A 16,224-nucleotide genomic window follows, 5' to 3' on the forward strand; every position below is an offset into this window, starting at 1 on the left:
GATGAATATAGTACAGTTTTCAATAAAGCGTCCTGTTGTTACTATGATGATAATAATATCAATGGTTATACTGGGAATATTAACGTTAGTTAATTTAAAAACACAACTTATGCCAAATTATAATATGCCAATGGCTGCAATTAGAGTGAGTTGGAAAGGGGCCTCTCCAGATGATATGGAGAAGCTAGTTACAAAAGAAGTAGAAAAAGGATTAACAAGTGTAGAAGGAATTAAAAGAATAACAACAAAATCTACCATGGGAAAATCAGCATTAACAGTTGAGTTTGAATATGGTGTTATTATAGATAATAAAGTAAACGATTTAGTGACGGCAGTTAGTAGAATAAGAAATAATCTACCTGACGATATAGACGAACCTGTTATAAGAAAAACTTCATCTTCTGGAGACAGAGTAATGCTTATTGGATTACGAGGTGAAGATCTAATAAATCTAAAAAGTTTTGCAGATAATGTTGTTATACCAAGGTTGGAAAGAATAGAAGGTGTCGGAACTGTAAGTGTTTTTGGTGGTTTAGAAAAGGAAATAAGTATAAATATTGATCCGGAGAAATTAGAGGCATATAATCTTACAGTAACAGATTTATATAGTACTTTAAAAAGTTCAAGTTTAAACTTCCCATCTGGATATATAAGAGAGGGAGATAAAGAGTACTTAGTAAAAGTTTCAGGAGAAGCTAAGACTTTAGAGGATATAAAAGAGATTATTTTAGAAAATGCCAACGGTCAAACACTATATTTAACAGATGTTGCTAACGTAGAGTTAAGTATAAAAGATAGAGACAGTTATGGTAGAACTGATGGAATTGATAACATAATAATAAATATAGAGAAAAGTGATGTTGGAAACACTGTTGAAATTTCTAAAATAGCAAAAGAGGAATTAAAAAAGATGGAACCTCTTTTACCTAAGGGAGCTTCTTTTACTATAAATAGAGATTCTGCAGTAGATATAACAACATCTATAAATACAGTAAAAAGTAATGCTGTTACAGGACTTGTGCTAGCTGGAATAATACTGTTTATTTTCTTAAGAGACTGGAGAGCAACTTTAGTTGTAACAGTAGCTATACCAGTTTCTATAATTGCAACATTTGGATTCTTTGGAGCAAAAGGAATGACCCTAAATATAATATCGTTAATGGGATTATCTTTAGGAGTGGGAATGCTAGTTGATAACTCTATAGTTGTTTTAGATAATATCTTTAGACATTTAACAGAGCTAGGTCAAGATAGGATGGAAGCATCTGAAAACGGAGCTTCAGAAGTTATCATCCCAATAATAGCTTCAACAGCAACGACTATAGCAGTATTTATCCCAATAGTTATAAGAGAGGGAAGAGCAAAAGAGATGTATAAAGATATGGCTTTTTCAATCACATTCTCTTTATTAGCCTCTTTAATAATAGCAATAACATTTGTTCCTATGATATGTAGTAGAATTTTAAAATCTAAAAACACAGTTCATGAAGAGGGAAAGATTTTAAAAACTATAAAGAAGTATTACTCTAAAGTTTTAGTGTTATCACTAAAATATAAAGGAATAGTTTTAGGAGCTATGGTTGTTTTATTCATAGTTGTTGTTGGGTATGGATCTAAGAAAATTGGTGGAGAGTTTATGCCAACAACTGATGATGGTGTTTATACTATTATAGCTGAACTTCCAAGTGGTATGGAGATTGAAAAATCAAATAGAATTACAAAAGAGTTAGAAGGGATTGTTGGAAAAGATCCTCAAACGAAAAAGTTCATATCTTCAGTTAGTAAAGAAGCAGTTTCTGTTATGGTAGACATTGGTCCTAAAAGTGATAGAGATAAAAAAGTTCAAGAGATTATGAACGAAACAAGAAAAAAGATATCACATATTCCAGATGTAAAGTTAAATTTAGTTCCTAGAATGGCTTTTGGAAGAGGAACAGGAAGAGATGTATCTCTAATTTTAAAATCTGATGATTTGAATCAATTAAGTTATGTTTCTAAAGTGATTTCAGAAAAAATGGCAGCAAATCCAGGTTTTACAGATATAAATAACTCTATGGTTAATGGAAATCCAGAAGTGAGAATAATTTTAGATAGAAAAAAAATGGAGTATTATGGAGTTAAGGTTAACGATTTAACGCTTTCGGTGAGTTATCAAATATTAGGTGGAGCGCCAATAAAGATAAAGACAGCAAATGAAGAGGTAGATGTAAGTTTAAGACTTGCTGAAGAGTTTAGAAACTCTCCTGAAAAGATTCAAGAGTTAAGAATAAAATCAAAAGATGGAGGAGTTGTAAAACTTAAAGATATAGCCACTTTTGAAATTGGAGAGGGAGCTTACGGAATAGATAAAGAGGATAAAATCACAATGGTGACAATTGATGCTAATACTACAAATGGGTTAGATTTAGTGACAGGTCAAAAATATATAAAAGAGATTTTAGATGAGGTTGGGTTACCTAAAACAATAACATATTCTTTTGGTGGAAGTGGAAGAAATATGGCTGAAGTGAACGAACAACTAAAGGCTGCCTTTGTAGTGGCGATGTTTTTAGTTTACTTTATACTTGCAGCACAATTTGAATCATATATTTTACCAGTTATTGTTATGGGAACAGTTCCTCTTTCAGTTATAGGAGTTTATAGCGGACTTTTATTAACTGGGCAAAAAACAAATACGATGGTTTTTGTTGGAATCATTATGCTAGCAGGAATAGTTGTAAACAACGCAATAGTTTTAATTGATTACATAAAGATTCTTTTAGAAAGAGAGATTCCTTTAAAAGAAGCCATATTAGAGGCTGGAAGAACAAGACTAAGACCAATTTTTATGACAACAATGACAACGGTATTTGGAATGATTCCGTTATCTTTAGGAATTGGGCAAGGTAGTGAGATGTATAAAGGAATGGCTATAGCAGTTATTTTCGGACTTATATTTTCAACGCTATTGACATTAATTTTAATTCCTATATTGTTTTACATTTACGAGGTTGTAAAAAATAAAATTTCAAAGAGATAGTATATAGATAAATAGGGTATATTTGTAGTTTTTATTACAAATATACCCTTTAATTTTTAGAAGTTAAAATATTTTTTGTAATTTAGACCCGCCACTAATTTGTACATCTGCTACAACTTTTGATATTTCATTAGAAAGATTTTCCATATTTATATCATATTTAAAAAACCAGTAAAAGTTGTATCCAGGAGAAGAAGTTATACATATCCTTTTTAGAATAATATTTTAGTAGTTAGTTAGAAACTTGTTAGTGTTAGAGGCGATAGATTGTAGTTTATGATAGGGAATAGTTCCTTTAGCAATTATGATTGAAAAAAAATAAAAAATAATATATAATTTATTAGAAATAAAAAAATAATTTAATATTTAATTTAGTAGATTATTTGTAATAGTTAATTTAATAAGCTAGGGGGAATGAAATGAAATTAAGTATTATATTGAACGATGAAGAGATCGTAACTGAAATTGATGGAACAGATGTAAAAGAACTTCTTTCGTTATATGAATATTTAGGAAAAGAAATTTGCAAAACTTATGAGTTTGATTATTCAAAATTATTAGAAATAATGATAAAAAGAGAGTTACAAAAATAAATTTAATGCTCTGAGAGTTAATAGAGTAAATAAATAATTGAATATAGAAAGCATTCTTTTATTAAATTAAAAGAATGCTTTTTTATTAAACTATGGAAGTGTTTTATTGTTGTGTTCGATATTAGACATTGCATTAATAATATACAAAAAAAACACTAATTTTTCAAATCGTTTGACAGGTATTATTTTTTAATATAAAATTATAAATAATATAATTTTTTAGTGTTGATTTGTTATTTTAACTGAGGGGGAAAGAATTATGAAGTATACTATTAAAATGCGAGATGAAATTACAGTGATTTGTAAAAATAATAATGTAACAATATTAGGGAAAAACTCACAATTAGATAATAAACTTATCAAAAAGTGGACTGATGATGAAATAATTTATATAAAAGATGAGAATTTAAAAATAAATAAAAAGTAATAAAAAACCATTGATTTTTTCAGTGGTTTTTTTTATTTTATTTTTTCTAAAAGCTCTAATTTTTTGTTTAAATATAGTTTTTTTCCTTGATTTGTTGGATGAATTTTAAAAATTTTTAAATTATTGTGAAATGGATATTTTTTTATAAAATTATTAAGTTCTAATTTTTTTAGGTGCATTGATAGAGTTGATTTTGTTAAATTTAAAAGAAAAGACAATTCGGATATTGTTATTCCAGGATTTTGATTTATTTTAAATAATATTTTCTCCATTGTTTTCATCTGAATAATTCTCCTATTTTAGTTAGATGTTAAAGTTTCTTGTAATTACTCTAATATAGCACCACTGAATTTAAATCTGCAATTTTTAATAAAAAATTGCGGATTATTAAATAAATTTAATAAAATATATAAATTGAATTAGAGACATGAAAGAGACATGTACATGATATTTTTATTAGAATAACAATTTTAACATAAAGGGGATGTTAATGATTAAAAAATTTATAAAATTATTAAAACTTTCTAATGAGAAGGAGCTATATATTTTAAATATTTTTATAAGTAGTTTGCCAAAAAGTTTTCATAAGATAAATGACGATTTGTACATAAATTTTGAAAATGAGAAAGTTATTATTTTTAGAAATATTTCAGAAGAAATTTATGAAAAGTTTATCAGGCTTTATGGGGAATTAAAGTTTAAAAAATCTAAGCAAAGATTATCAGTATCCAATTGGACAGATGAAGAGATTAGTTTTTTAAAAACAAATTATACAAAAGTTTCTGTTGAAGAAATTGCAAAATATTTGAAAAAAAGTCCGTATCAAGTACATGAAAAAATCACAAAATTAAAATTAGTAGGTGTTAAACCTTGGACAAATGAAGAGATTGAATATTTACAAAAAAATATATATAAAAAAAATATTGAATTGGCTCAAGATCTTCAACGCCCCTTGACATCTATAAAGTCAAAAAAAAGAGTGATTTTGAATAAAAATTTATAAAAGTTAAAAGGAGAATGGAACAGTGAAAGAAATTAATGTACTAAAACACCAATTAAAAAAAAAGATCAAAATTAGTCAATCTTTAATCGTAGTTTTTTTAATAACAGGAAGTATAACTTATGCAATAGATATAGCTGACAGCTATATTAATGATGGCCATTTAAACGAAGTAATAAATTTTACTGAAACGACCTCAAAACTCATAAATAACGGATTAATAGATTCTTCAACTTTTAATAGTAGTGTAGATGGTGGGGAGATTATGAATAATGGAATTATTTATAATAGTCAATTTAATTTAAGCAAAGGTATGAAAAATTTCTTAAATTTAGGAACTGTTTTTGGAAGATATAATTCTATTCTATTAAAAAATAATGGAAATATTGTAAATAATGGAGTTATAGATACTAATATTGGAAATTATACAGCATCAACAGCTTTGCGTGTAAGTTTAGATGAAGTAGTTGATTCGAAACTAAATAGTATTGTTAATACAGGTTTTATACACGGAGTGCAAGGAGGAATTTCATTTTCAGGAAGTAAAAATTTAAAAAAAACATCTGGTGATTTAAAGGAGTTTATTAATAAAGGAACTATTTCAACATTTGTAATTGGTAGAAAAGATTTTATGAGTTATCGAGGAGTTCAATTAAATTTATCTAAGAAAACTTTAAGTGGAATTAGTAATATTGAGAACATTAATAACTCGGGATTAATTAGTTCTGTTGTTGAGGGTGTAGGAAGTACCGTAGGGTTTTATATGGATGGAAGTAAAGAAAATGCAAATGCAGTTTTTATAGAAAAATTTTTAAATAATGGAGTTATTTCTGGATATGCTGATGAAGGGAGTGGAAAGGGATTGTTTATAAGCAACTCTACTCCATATCAAAATATTCAAGATGCTATTAAAACTATAATAAATAATGGTCTTATTAAAGGGAATGAAACAGGTATATTTACTTCTCAACTTAATCCATCTAATATTTATTTAAATAATGGAATATTAGCTGGTAAAACACCAAGTGATGGAGTTAATTTTACGAATAATGGTCTTAAAATATTTTTAGATTCTAATGGAGGAATTAATAAAATAGAAGTTGGAAATGGTGGAAATGTAGATGGTAAAGAGATTGTAAATGGTACCCTTTCAGGAAATGATAGTTTTACATTAGCTTCACAACTAAAAATAAATGATAATATTATTATAAATGGTGCTGGAACTTTAAAGGGATCTTTAGTAGTTGATAATGATAGTACACTTTATAATACTATAATCAATGGATATAATACAGCTTTATTTTTAGAGGATAATACAAATTTTGTTGGATCTAATATCATTATAAATGGTGGAGGAGTAAAAAATAATGTCGCAGTTGTTAAAGGAAGTGATGGTGAAAACTCTTTAAAATTATTAGGAGATTCAATAGTTAATGGAAACTTAGAATTGGAGAATGGAAATGATAATTTAGTAGTTTCAAATACTGTGCAACTAAATGGTAGTTTAGATGGAGGACTAGGAGAAGATAATTTAAATTTAGGAGAAAAAAAAGTTACGAATACTAAATTAAATATATTTCAAAAAATTAATAACTTTGAAAATATACTAACTAATGGAAGTGTTGTATTATTTGAAACTTCTAAAATAACAGGAGCAAAGGATATAGTTTTAGAAACTGGAGATTTAACACTAAGAATTGATCCAACAAAAACTTTGAATGGAAAAATAATAGGGCATGCGCTATATGAAAATGAAGGTACTTTATCTAGTACTGGAGGAGATTTAATAATAGGATTAAATGGGTTAGGAGAAAATGTAACTATTTCAATGGGAAAACTTTCCCTAAAGCCAGATATAAATAATAAATGGTGGAGAGAATCAGATCGTTTAAAAACTAACTCATTAGTTTTGGATGCTCAGTTAAAAGATGGAGATGTTTTTATAACAACTAAAAAAAATTTAGATTCACTTTTATGGAAAAGTGGGAATACTTGGAATATTACTCAAGAAGATTTAAATAATTTACTATCTAATAATGAGGCTTTATTAAAAGATGGACACTATATAGGATTAGACTATGAAAATGCAATTTATCATACTATAAAAATATGGACAATTAATCAATCGCAAGAAGTATATCAAAAAGAGTTTGATATTTTAAAAAAAGATGGAAAAATTGTAGAATTTGAGGGTAAAACATATGTAGTTAATAATAAAAATAACACAGCGTATGAAGTAGCAGTAAAACCATGGGTAGTGGCAGGAAAATACGACATTTCAACAAGTAAGTTGGATGAACTAATAGCTTCAGGTGTAGAGATAGAAAATAAAAATGGAAAAATGTATGCAGTAGATAGAACAACAAATAAAGCATATGAAATAACAAACTGGACAGAAAAGCCATTTAAGGAGCTAACACAAAAAGAGTACGATAGTCTAAAAGCTGCAGGAGAAATAAAAATATATAAAGATAGAGAGTATGTTGTGGATAGTAAAAATAATACAGCGTATGAAGTAGCAGTAAAACCATGGGTAGTGGCGGGAAAATATGATATTTCAACAAGTAAGTTGGATGAATTAATAGCTTCAGGTGTAGAGATAGAAAATAAAAATGGAAAAATGTATGCAGTAGATAGAACAACAAATAAAGCATATGAAATAACAAACTGGACAGAAAAGCCATTTAAAGAACTAACACAAAAAGAGTATGATAGTCTAAAAGCTGCAGGAGAAATAAAAATATATAAAGATAAAGAGTATGTTGTGGATAGTAAAAACAATACAGCGTATGAAGTAGTAGTAAAACCATGGGTAGTGGCAGGAAAATATGATATTTCAACAAGTAAGTTGGATGAATTAATAGCTTCAGGTGTAGAGATAGAAAATAAAAATGGAAAAATGTATGCAGTAGATAGAACAACAAATAAAGCATATGAAATAACAAACTGGACAGAAAAGCCATTTAAGGAGCTAACACAAAAAGAGTATGATAGTCTAAAAGCTGCAGGAGAAATAAAAACATATAAAGATAAAGAGTATGTTGTAGATAGTAAAAATAATACAGCGTATGAAGTAGCAGTAAAACCATGGGTAGTGGCAGGAAAATATGATATTTCAACAAGTAAGTTAGATGAACTAATAGCTTCAGGTGTAGAGATAGAAAATAAAAATGGAAAAATGTATGCAGTAGATAGAATAACAAATAAAGCATATGAAATAAGCGTTGTAAAATCTCCAGAAGAACCAACTTTGAATATAGATAAAGTTTTATATAGAAAATTGAATAAAGTATATGAGTCAATAGTGATAGCGGGAGAAGTTGGAGAATTATCTCAAACAACTTTAATAGAAGGTAAAACATATAATGAATCTTTAAGTGAATTACTAACAATTTTAGATCAAATATACGCAAATAATCCTTATGCTTATACTTTGAAATCATCAAGAGATAGTTTGAAATTATTTGAAGATAATCTGTCATATCTAACAATAAAACCTAAAAAAGATGAGATGATAGTTCAAGGTAAATCTATTTATACTGGAGTTAAAAATGATAGTAGTGATTCAGGAAAAAATTATTATGGTTTTGATACTAGCCATAGAAACTATAAGACAACAACAAATATAGTTGGAGGATTAGCAAGTTTTGAATATGGTTTAAGTGATAAAACATCTGTTGGAGTTGTTTTAGGTGGAAATAACCAAGATATTAACTTTAAAGGTTCAAGTAAAATAAAAGGAAATTCATTATATTTAGGAACATTTACTAAAACAGATATTAGTAATTTTAAATTTATGAGTGGGATTGGATATCAATATACATCAGCTGATGCAGAGAGAAAAGTATCAAACAGATATGATTCATTCTCAACAGGAGATAAATATGATATTAATTCATTAAATGCTTTTGTAGAGGCTAAATATGTTTATAATGCAGAGCAAGATTGGACGGTAGAACCAAAAGTAAGATTAAGTTATTTTTATATAGATCAAGATAAAACAAATGAAGGATATACACCTGGACAAATATCAATGAAAACAGATGCAGTAAATAGTAATACAGCTGATATAGAAGTTGGAGTAGATTTTGTTAAGAGTTTATATTTAAATAATGGAAAATTAAAAAATATTTTATCTTTAGGAGTAATAAAGACAATTGGAGATAAATCAAAAGAGTTAAGTGGTTATATATTAGGAAAAGAACAAGATGGGAAGAAGTTTGATATTCAAGGAGTAGAACTTCCTAAAACAACTGGAAAAGTTAGTTATAACCTAGAGTTAGAACAAATAAATGGAATGATCTATACAGCAGGAGTAGGTTTAGAGTTTGCTAAAGATTATAATAGAAATATAAATGTAACTGTAGGAGTTGGATATAAATTTTAGTTAAAATGACATATTAATAACAATACTTATAATTCTTAGAAATTAGATATTAAATCCATCTTTTATGAGAAAATTAGGAATGACAATTTAATTTAAAAAATAAGATAAATATATATAGAAAATTGACATTAACCTTAGGACATAGTTTATAATGTTATTATAAATAAATATTTATGGAGGCTATTATGAAATTTAAAGCATTTTTAGTTACAGAAGAAGATGGAAAATATAACAGAAGTATTGTAGAAAAAAATATTGATGAACTACCTGATTATGATACTTTAATTAAAATTGAGTATAGTTCACTAAACTATAAAGATGCATTATCAGCAAGTGGAAATAAAGGTGTTACAAAAGTTTATCCTCATACTCCTGGAATTGATGGTGCAGGTACAGTTGTAGAAAGTAAAAATCCAAATTTAAAACCTGGAACAGAAGTTATTATCACAGGATATGATTTTGGAATGAACACTTCAGGTGGTTATCAAGAATATGTAAAAGTTCCTTCTGAGTGGGTTGTACCTCTTCCTAAAAATATGTCATTAAAAGAGAGCATGATTTATGGAACAGCTGGTTTAACTGCAGCTATTTCAGTTTATAAATTAGTTATTAAAGGAGAGGTTAAACCAGAAGATGGAGAGATTTTAGTGACTGGAGCTACTGGTGGGGTTGGATCAGTTGCAGTTAAAATCTTAAGTAAATTAGGATATGATGTTGTTGGAGTTACGGGTAAACTTGAGGAAAAAGAGTTTCTATTAAATATTGGTGCTAAGAGAGTTATAGGAAGAGATGAAGTAAATGACACATCAAGACCTATATTAAAAGGAGTTTACGCAGGAGCTATTGATACTGTTGGTGGAAATATTCTTTCTACAGCTATAAAATCTTTGAAATATAACGGTGTGGTTACAACTTGTGGAAATGTTGCAGGAGCTTCTTTTGAATCATCTGTTTATCCGTTTATAATAAGAGGAGTGACTCTTTATGGAGTGGACTCTGTTCAAATAAGTTCTTCTGAAAGAGAGCTTCTATGGAATAAGTTATCTATAGAGTGGAAGATAGATGATTTAGAAAAACTTTCTACAGAAGTAACATTAGAAGAGTTAAATGAAAAAATTGAATTAATTTTAAAAGGGGAAAATAAAGGGAGAGTTATTGTTAAGTTATGAAAAAAGATCTGTATTTAATAGGTGAAATATCAAAGATAACAGGACTTTCTAATAAAACGTTGAGATACTATGATGAAAATAATATTTTGAAACCAGATTATGTTGATCCAAATAACGGTTATAGATATTATAGTGAATATCAAATTTTAAAACTTCAAAATATAATAACTCTTAAAGACAATGGATTCTCTTTAGAAGAGATAAAAAAAAGATTTGACCAAGGTGAAACTAGAGAGATAAATAGTTTTTTTGATATATACAAAAAGAAAATTGAAGATATAGATATTCAGATAGAAAATTTAAAAAATAGTAAGAAGAGACTTGAAAATCTTTTAGATGAATTTTCCTATTTGGAAGTGGATAAAATTATTTTAAAGTGTTTACCTAAAAAGTTTTTATATAACTTAGATGTTATCACTAATAAAGATTTAAATAACTCAATCTTTGATATTTATAAAATTATTGAAGCTTCTGTTGAATGTGGAAGCGCTCATTTGGGAAAAAAATTTAGATTTTCAAACTTGAGAGATTATACTATAGAAAAAATAAGTGAGTTTTTACTTTTTAAAAATGAAAATTATTTAAAAAGTATAGAAAAAATTGAAAGAAATGAATATATAACAATAAGGTATCGATATGGAAACAAAGAGAGTGCACTAAAAAAGATTTTAGACTACATATCTTTAAATAAAATTAGTATTGAACCATTTATTTATGAAATTGATATTATAAACTCATTTTTATCTCAAAATAAAAACGAATATATAACAGAGATTCAAATTCCAATAAAGACAGTTATATTTAATGAGGAGACAAAAATGAAAAATGGAAAATTTATAGGTATAGGAAAAGGATATGGAGGGGATATTTCTGTAGAGGTTGAAATCAATGATAGCTCTATAAAAAATATAGAAATTCTTTCTCATAATGAAACTAAAATAATTTCTGATCCAGCCTTTGTTCATATACCTAGATTAGTTTTAGAAAGCAATAGTATTTTAGTTCCTAATGTTTCAGGATGTTCTATGAGTTCAAGAGGAATTAGAGAAGCTATAAAAAATGCTTTAATTCAAGGTGGTGAAAGTTTAGACAAACTTGAAATCCAAATGTTAGAAGCTGAAAACTTAGTTAAAATAGGAGATGGAGCTAGTAAAAAAATAATTAAACCTGTTGAAAATTTTGACGTTGTCATTGTGGGAGCTGGAGGGGCTGGATTATCAGCAGCTATTTCGGCAGCTTCTAAAGGTGCAAAAGTAGTTTTATTAGAAAAAATGTCATCAATTGGTGGGAATACACTTATTTCTATGGGAGGAATAAACATTCCTGGAAATGATGCACAAATAGAAAAAGATATTCAAGATTCAGTTGAACTTTATAAAAAAGATATTCTCTTAGGTGGAGATAATGAAAACTCATTGGAACTTCTGGATATTTTTGTAAATGAAGCTCTACCAACATATAGATGGCTAAAGGATGAGATTAAAGTTTCTTTTAAAAATGAACTTATTCATTTTGGTGGGCATACAGTACCAAGAGCAGCAGTGTTTTCTGGTAAATATGCAATTGAATTAATTGCAAAATTAAGAGCAAAAGCAGTTTCGTTGGGAGTTGATATTAGAACTGGAGTACGTTCTAAAGAGTTAATAATCGATGGAGATTCAAGAGTGATTGGAGTTTTAGCAACTATTGAAGAGAAAAATGTTAAGTTTATGAGTAAAAAAGGAGTTATTTTAACTACTGGTGGTTTTAGTGGAAATATTGAATTAAGAAAAAAATATAATCCAAGTTTAGATGAAAGATATAAAACTACAAATATAAGTGGGATAACTGGAGATGGGCACTTAATGTGTGAAAAGGTTGGAGCAGATTTTATTCAAATGGAGTATATTCAAACTTTTCCTATTTCTAATCCTGAAACAGGAGAACTTTCTCATGTTGGAGGAAGTCGATTTGATGGAGCTATACTAGTTAATAAATGTGGAGAGAGATTTGTAGAGGAGCTTGAAAGAAGAGATACTGTGTCAGAAGCTATATTGAAACAGGAAAATGGAGTAGGTTATTTAGTTTGGGGACAAGAGATTGAAAAGATAACTAACTATGTTAGTAAAAATAAAGAGGAAGTTGAGAGATTGAAAAATTCCAATTTAATTGTTGTTTCAGAAACTTTAGAAGATGCTGCTAAATTTATGGGTGTTGATGAAGAAAAGCTTTTAAGTACAATTGAAAGATATAATGATTTTGTCAAAAACAAAAAAGATTTAGATTTTAATAGAAGAGGAAGTTTAGTTTCAATTTCAGAAGGACCTTATTATATTCAAAAAGTTGCTCCAGCAGTACATCATACAATGGGTGGCGTTCGAATTAATAAAGAAAACCAAGTTCTCAATAAAAATGGAGAAGTTATTGAAGGATTATTTGCAGCAGGAGAGATTGTCGGAGGTCTTCATGGTACAAATAGATTAGGTGGTAATGCCATAACTGAGATAATTGTTTTTGGAAAAAGAGCAGGAGAAAATATATTTAAAGAAAATTAAGAGTTTTAAAAAAGTTATAGGTAGCTCTATAACTTTTTTTGTTTGAAAAAATTTAAAACTGTTGACATTATAAAAAAATAGGTTATAATAAGTACATAAATCTTATTTTCAAAAAAATGAAAATTAGAAAAGAGGTAGATATGAATAGTAAAACTGGAAAATTACAAAAAGCTATAGTGGGATTGTCAAAAGATATTTTAGGTAGAGAGATAGATGATAATTTAGATACAATTACAAACTACTCTGAGTATTTAGAACTATCTTTAGGAACAATTCAAAAAGCTTTGAAAGAACTAACAGATAAAAAAGTAATTGATTTAAAGAAAAAAGGTAAGTATGGAACTGTAATTGAAAATATAGATTACAAAAATCTTTTAAAAGTTTTAAAGGTAGATTACTTACTATGTGTTATGCCAATAACATATTCACAGAGATATAAAAAAATAATGGATAATATAACAAATAGTTTAAAGATTCCAATTCCATTATATTTTTCTCACATGAGAGGTGGATATGTAAGATTAAAACTTATTGAAGAGGGTGTTTATCATTTTGGTGTTGTTTCAAAATTAGCAGCTCAAAATGCTATTGATTCTGGATTTGATTTGGAGATTATAGAGCAATTTGGACCAAGAACTTATGTTACGAAACATGTTATTTTAAAAAGGAAAAATGGAGAAGTGGTTAATGTTGGAAAGGATCCTGAGTCTAACGACCATATTTTTTTAACAAATTTTAATTTTCAAAAAAATGAAAATATAAATTTTGTAGATATTAAATATTCAGAAGTTATTGAAAATTTAATAGATGGAAAGATTGATGCAGCTATCTGGAACTATGATGATGTTCTAGATAAAATGATACACTTAGAAAAACATGGGATAGTAATAGAGGAGCTAAATGAAAATGAGGGAAATCTTTTAGCTACTGAATCAGTTATAGTAATAAGAAAAGATAATCAGATTATAAAAAATATATTTAAAAAATTTTTCGATAAGGAAAAATTTAAACTTATAGATTAAGTAAAATTTGGAGGGAAGATGGATTTACAAACTAGATTAGAAATTTTAAATGTTTCAGGAGCAATAACTGATTGTACAAAAGATGTTATGCTAAATGTAATTAATATGTTTAATGAAAAGCATAATATTGAACTTACTGAAGATAATGGTGCGATGATGGTAACTCATCTATCAATGGCTATAACAAGAGTGAAAAATGGTGAGCCAGTTAAAACTATAGATGAAGAGGTATTTAAAGAGACTTTAGAAAGTGAGCATATTGAAAGAGCTAATCTAATTTATGATGATTTATCAGAGGTTTTAGATGTAACTTTACCAGATGATGAAAAGAAGTATATGCTTGTAAATATCTGTGTAATATTAGAAAAATAATTAAAAAATTAAAATAAGAGGGAGTGGATTTTAATGAAAAGAATAGTTATAGGTGGACAGATTGATAAAGAGAGATTAGCTGAAACAGTAAGAAAAATATGTGGAGAAAGAGCTGTTATAACAGTGAAAACAGATATTGAAGCGGCTATGGATGTAAAAACAAATATGGCAGATTATTATTTAGGAGCTTGTAATACTGGTGGAGGTGGAGCTTTAGCTATGGCTATTGCACTTTTAGGAGCAAGTAATTGCGCTACAGTTTCTATGCCAGGAAACATAAAAAGTGACGAAGAAATAAAATCTGAAATTGCCGCTGGAAAAAAGGCTTTTGGATTTACAGCTCAGCACATAGATGCAGTTGTACCAGTTATTTTAGCAGAGATTTTAAAATAGGGGGTAAGAATGAACTATATAGTTGCAGTTTTATTGGGAGGTTTAGCAGCACTTTTAGCAAACAGAGGAGTAGCTATATTCAATGATGGATTAAGACCTATTGTTCCTGAGTTTTTAGAGGGAAGAATGGATAGAAAATCTTTAGCAGCTACAAGTTTTGCTTTAAGCTTTGGTTTAGTTGTAGGATTTGGAATTCCATTTTCCCTTACAACACATATAATTCTTATTCATAGTATTCTTTTGGGAACAGATATAATTGGAACATCTTTTAGTTTTGATAAAAAAGGTGCAATTTTATCAACTGTAGCTGGTGGACTTTATGGACTTCTAATAACTCTTGGATTAAAAGTTGTTGTGGAACTATTTGCAAAATTACCAGTGAATTTCTTACCATCTTTAGGAAAAGTAGGATCTCCAATTATAGTTGCATTTGCTGCATTCCCAGCATTGGTAGTGGCTTATCAATATGGATTTAAAAAAGGAGCTACAACTTTTGGATTGACTATAGTTATTAGACAACTTGTTCAAAAGTATGGAACTTTCATGTTTGATGGAAGTAAGGTAGTACTAAATCCAGATGGAATGGCATTACTGGTAGCTATGGTAATTATGATTGCTTTTGCTATGAGAGAAAAGGCAGCTACTGATGCTCCTGGATCAAATGCAATGTTACTTAATATATTTGCTGCTAGAGTTGAAAGAATAAAGAAAAATATTTTAGGATTAGCTCTTATGGGAGGAATAATATCTGCGGCTATAAGCTTACATTTAGTTGCAGGAGATCCAATATCTTTAAATCTTTTAGCTGATGGAAAAACTTCTGAAGCTGGACTTGCAGCATTAGCAAGAGCTATTGGATTTGTACCATTGGTTGCTACAACTGCTATAGCAACTGGAGTTTATGCTCCAGCAGGAATGACTTTTGTATTTGCAATTGGAATTTTCTTAAGAAATCCTTTTATAGCATTTATAGGTGGAGCAGCAGCTATTTGTTTTGAGATATATGCTCTTGGAGCAATAGCTAAATTCTTAGATAAATTCCCAGGAGTAAAAGGTTGTGGAGATCAGATTAGAACAGCTATGTCTAGAGTTTTAGAAGTTGCACTTATTGTTGGTGGAATGATTGCAGCTGATGCAATGGCTCCAGGACTTGGTTATCTGTTTGTAGCTGGAGTTTATATTTTAAATAAAACAGCTAAGAAACCTCTTGTAGATATGGCAGTGGGACCTGTAGCTGCAATATTCTTTGGAATTTTACTAAATATATTCTCAGTTTTAGGATTATATGGTGCATAGCATAGATAAAGT

General features: G+C 28.2%; 12 protein-coding genes. 11 read left to right on the forward strand and 1 reads right to left on the reverse strand.

The genetic code is table 11. From position 1 onward, the window contains the following. The first annotated feature begins 1 nt into the window (after position 1). The 3 genes from MKD34_RS09725 to MKD34_RS09735 all read left to right on the forward strand — a co-directional run bounded on the left by MKD34_RS09725 (position 2) and on the right by MKD34_RS09735 (position 4,039). A complete protein-coding gene (locus MKD34_RS09725; protein ID WP_240221159.1) occupies positions 2-3,019 on the forward strand; it encodes an efflux RND transporter permease subunit in 3,018 nt (1,005 codons plus the stop codon). Positions 3,020-3,438: 419 nt separating this feature from the next. Then, complete coding sequence (locus MKD34_RS09730) at positions 3,439-3,612, forward strand: hypothetical protein (protein WP_240221161.1); 174 nt, start codon at positions 3,439-3,441, stop codon at positions 3,610-3,612. 259 nt (positions 3,613-3,871) lie between these two features. Continuing rightward, a complete protein-coding gene (locus MKD34_RS09735; RefSeq protein WP_240221176.1) occupies positions 3,872-4,039 on the forward strand; it encodes a hypothetical protein in 168 nt (55 codons plus the stop codon). Between the two features lie 32 nt (positions 4,040-4,071). Here the strand turns inward: MKD34_RS09735 and MKD34_RS09740 are convergent, their stop codons facing one another. Further along, the gene (locus MKD34_RS09740) at positions 4,072-4,320 is read right to left on the reverse strand and encodes a MarR family transcriptional regulator (RefSeq protein WP_240221178.1); all 249 of its coding nucleotides are present in this window, start codon (positions 4,318-4,320) and stop codon (positions 4,072-4,074) included. 209 nt (positions 4,321-4,529) lie between these two features. On the opposite strand from MKD34_RS09740, the gene MKD34_RS09745 reads away from it, so the two are divergent. The 8 genes from MKD34_RS09745 (at position 4,530) to MKD34_RS09780 (ending at position 16,212) form a co-directional block, all read left to right on the forward strand. After that, on the forward strand, positions 4,530-5,042 hold the full coding sequence (locus MKD34_RS09745; RefSeq protein WP_240221180.1) for a hypothetical protein: 513 nt from the start codon (positions 4,530-4,532) through the stop codon (positions 5,040-5,042). 22 nt (positions 5,043-5,064) lie between these two features. Then, positions 5,065-9,426, forward strand: coding sequence for an autotransporter outer membrane beta-barrel domain-containing protein (locus MKD34_RS09750; protein WP_240221182.1), 4,362 nt, complete (start codon positions 5,065-5,067; stop codon positions 9,424-9,426). Between the two features lie 185 nt (positions 9,427-9,611). Then, the gene (locus MKD34_RS09755; RefSeq protein ID WP_240221185.1) at positions 9,612-10,595 is read left to right on the forward strand and encodes a YhdH/YhfP family quinone oxidoreductase; all 984 of its coding nucleotides are present in this window, start codon (positions 9,612-9,614) and stop codon (positions 10,593-10,595) included. Next, positions 10,592-13,129 carry a flavocytochrome c gene (locus tag MKD34_RS09760; protein ID WP_240221187.1) on the forward strand — a complete coding sequence of 846 codons (2,538 nt, stop codon included), beginning with the start codon at positions 10,592-10,594 and terminating at the stop codon, positions 13,127-13,129. The genes MKD34_RS09755 and MKD34_RS09760 overlap by 4 nt, the downstream gene beginning before the upstream one ends. A gap of 140 nt (positions 13,130-13,269) precedes the next feature. After that, entirely contained in the window at positions 13,270-14,151 is an 882-nt protein-coding gene (locus tag MKD34_RS09765) for a YhfZ family protein (RefSeq protein WP_240221189.1), read from the forward strand. A gap of 18 nt (positions 14,152-14,169) precedes the next feature. Beyond that, positions 14,170-14,523 (forward strand): PRD domain-containing protein, encoded by a 354-nt coding sequence (locus MKD34_RS09770; RefSeq protein WP_240221191.1) that lies wholly within the window; start codon positions 14,170-14,172, stop codon positions 14,521-14,523. A gap of 33 nt (positions 14,524-14,556) precedes the next feature. Continuing rightward, positions 14,557-14,916, forward strand: a complete 360-nt coding sequence (locus tag MKD34_RS09775; RefSeq protein WP_240221193.1) for a DUF2620 domain-containing protein — start codon at positions 14,557-14,559, stop codon at positions 14,914-14,916. A gap of 9 nt (positions 14,917-14,925) precedes the next feature. Then, positions 14,926-16,212, forward strand: a complete 1,287-nt coding sequence (locus MKD34_RS09780) for a YhfT family protein (RefSeq protein WP_240221195.1) — start codon at positions 14,926-14,928, stop codon at positions 16,210-16,212. Positions 16,213-16,224 lie beyond the last annotated feature (12 nt).

Source organism: Cetobacterium somerae (genome assembly GCF_022430525.1).
GTDB lineage: Bacteria > Fusobacteriota > Fusobacteriia > Fusobacteriales > Fusobacteriaceae > Cetobacterium_A.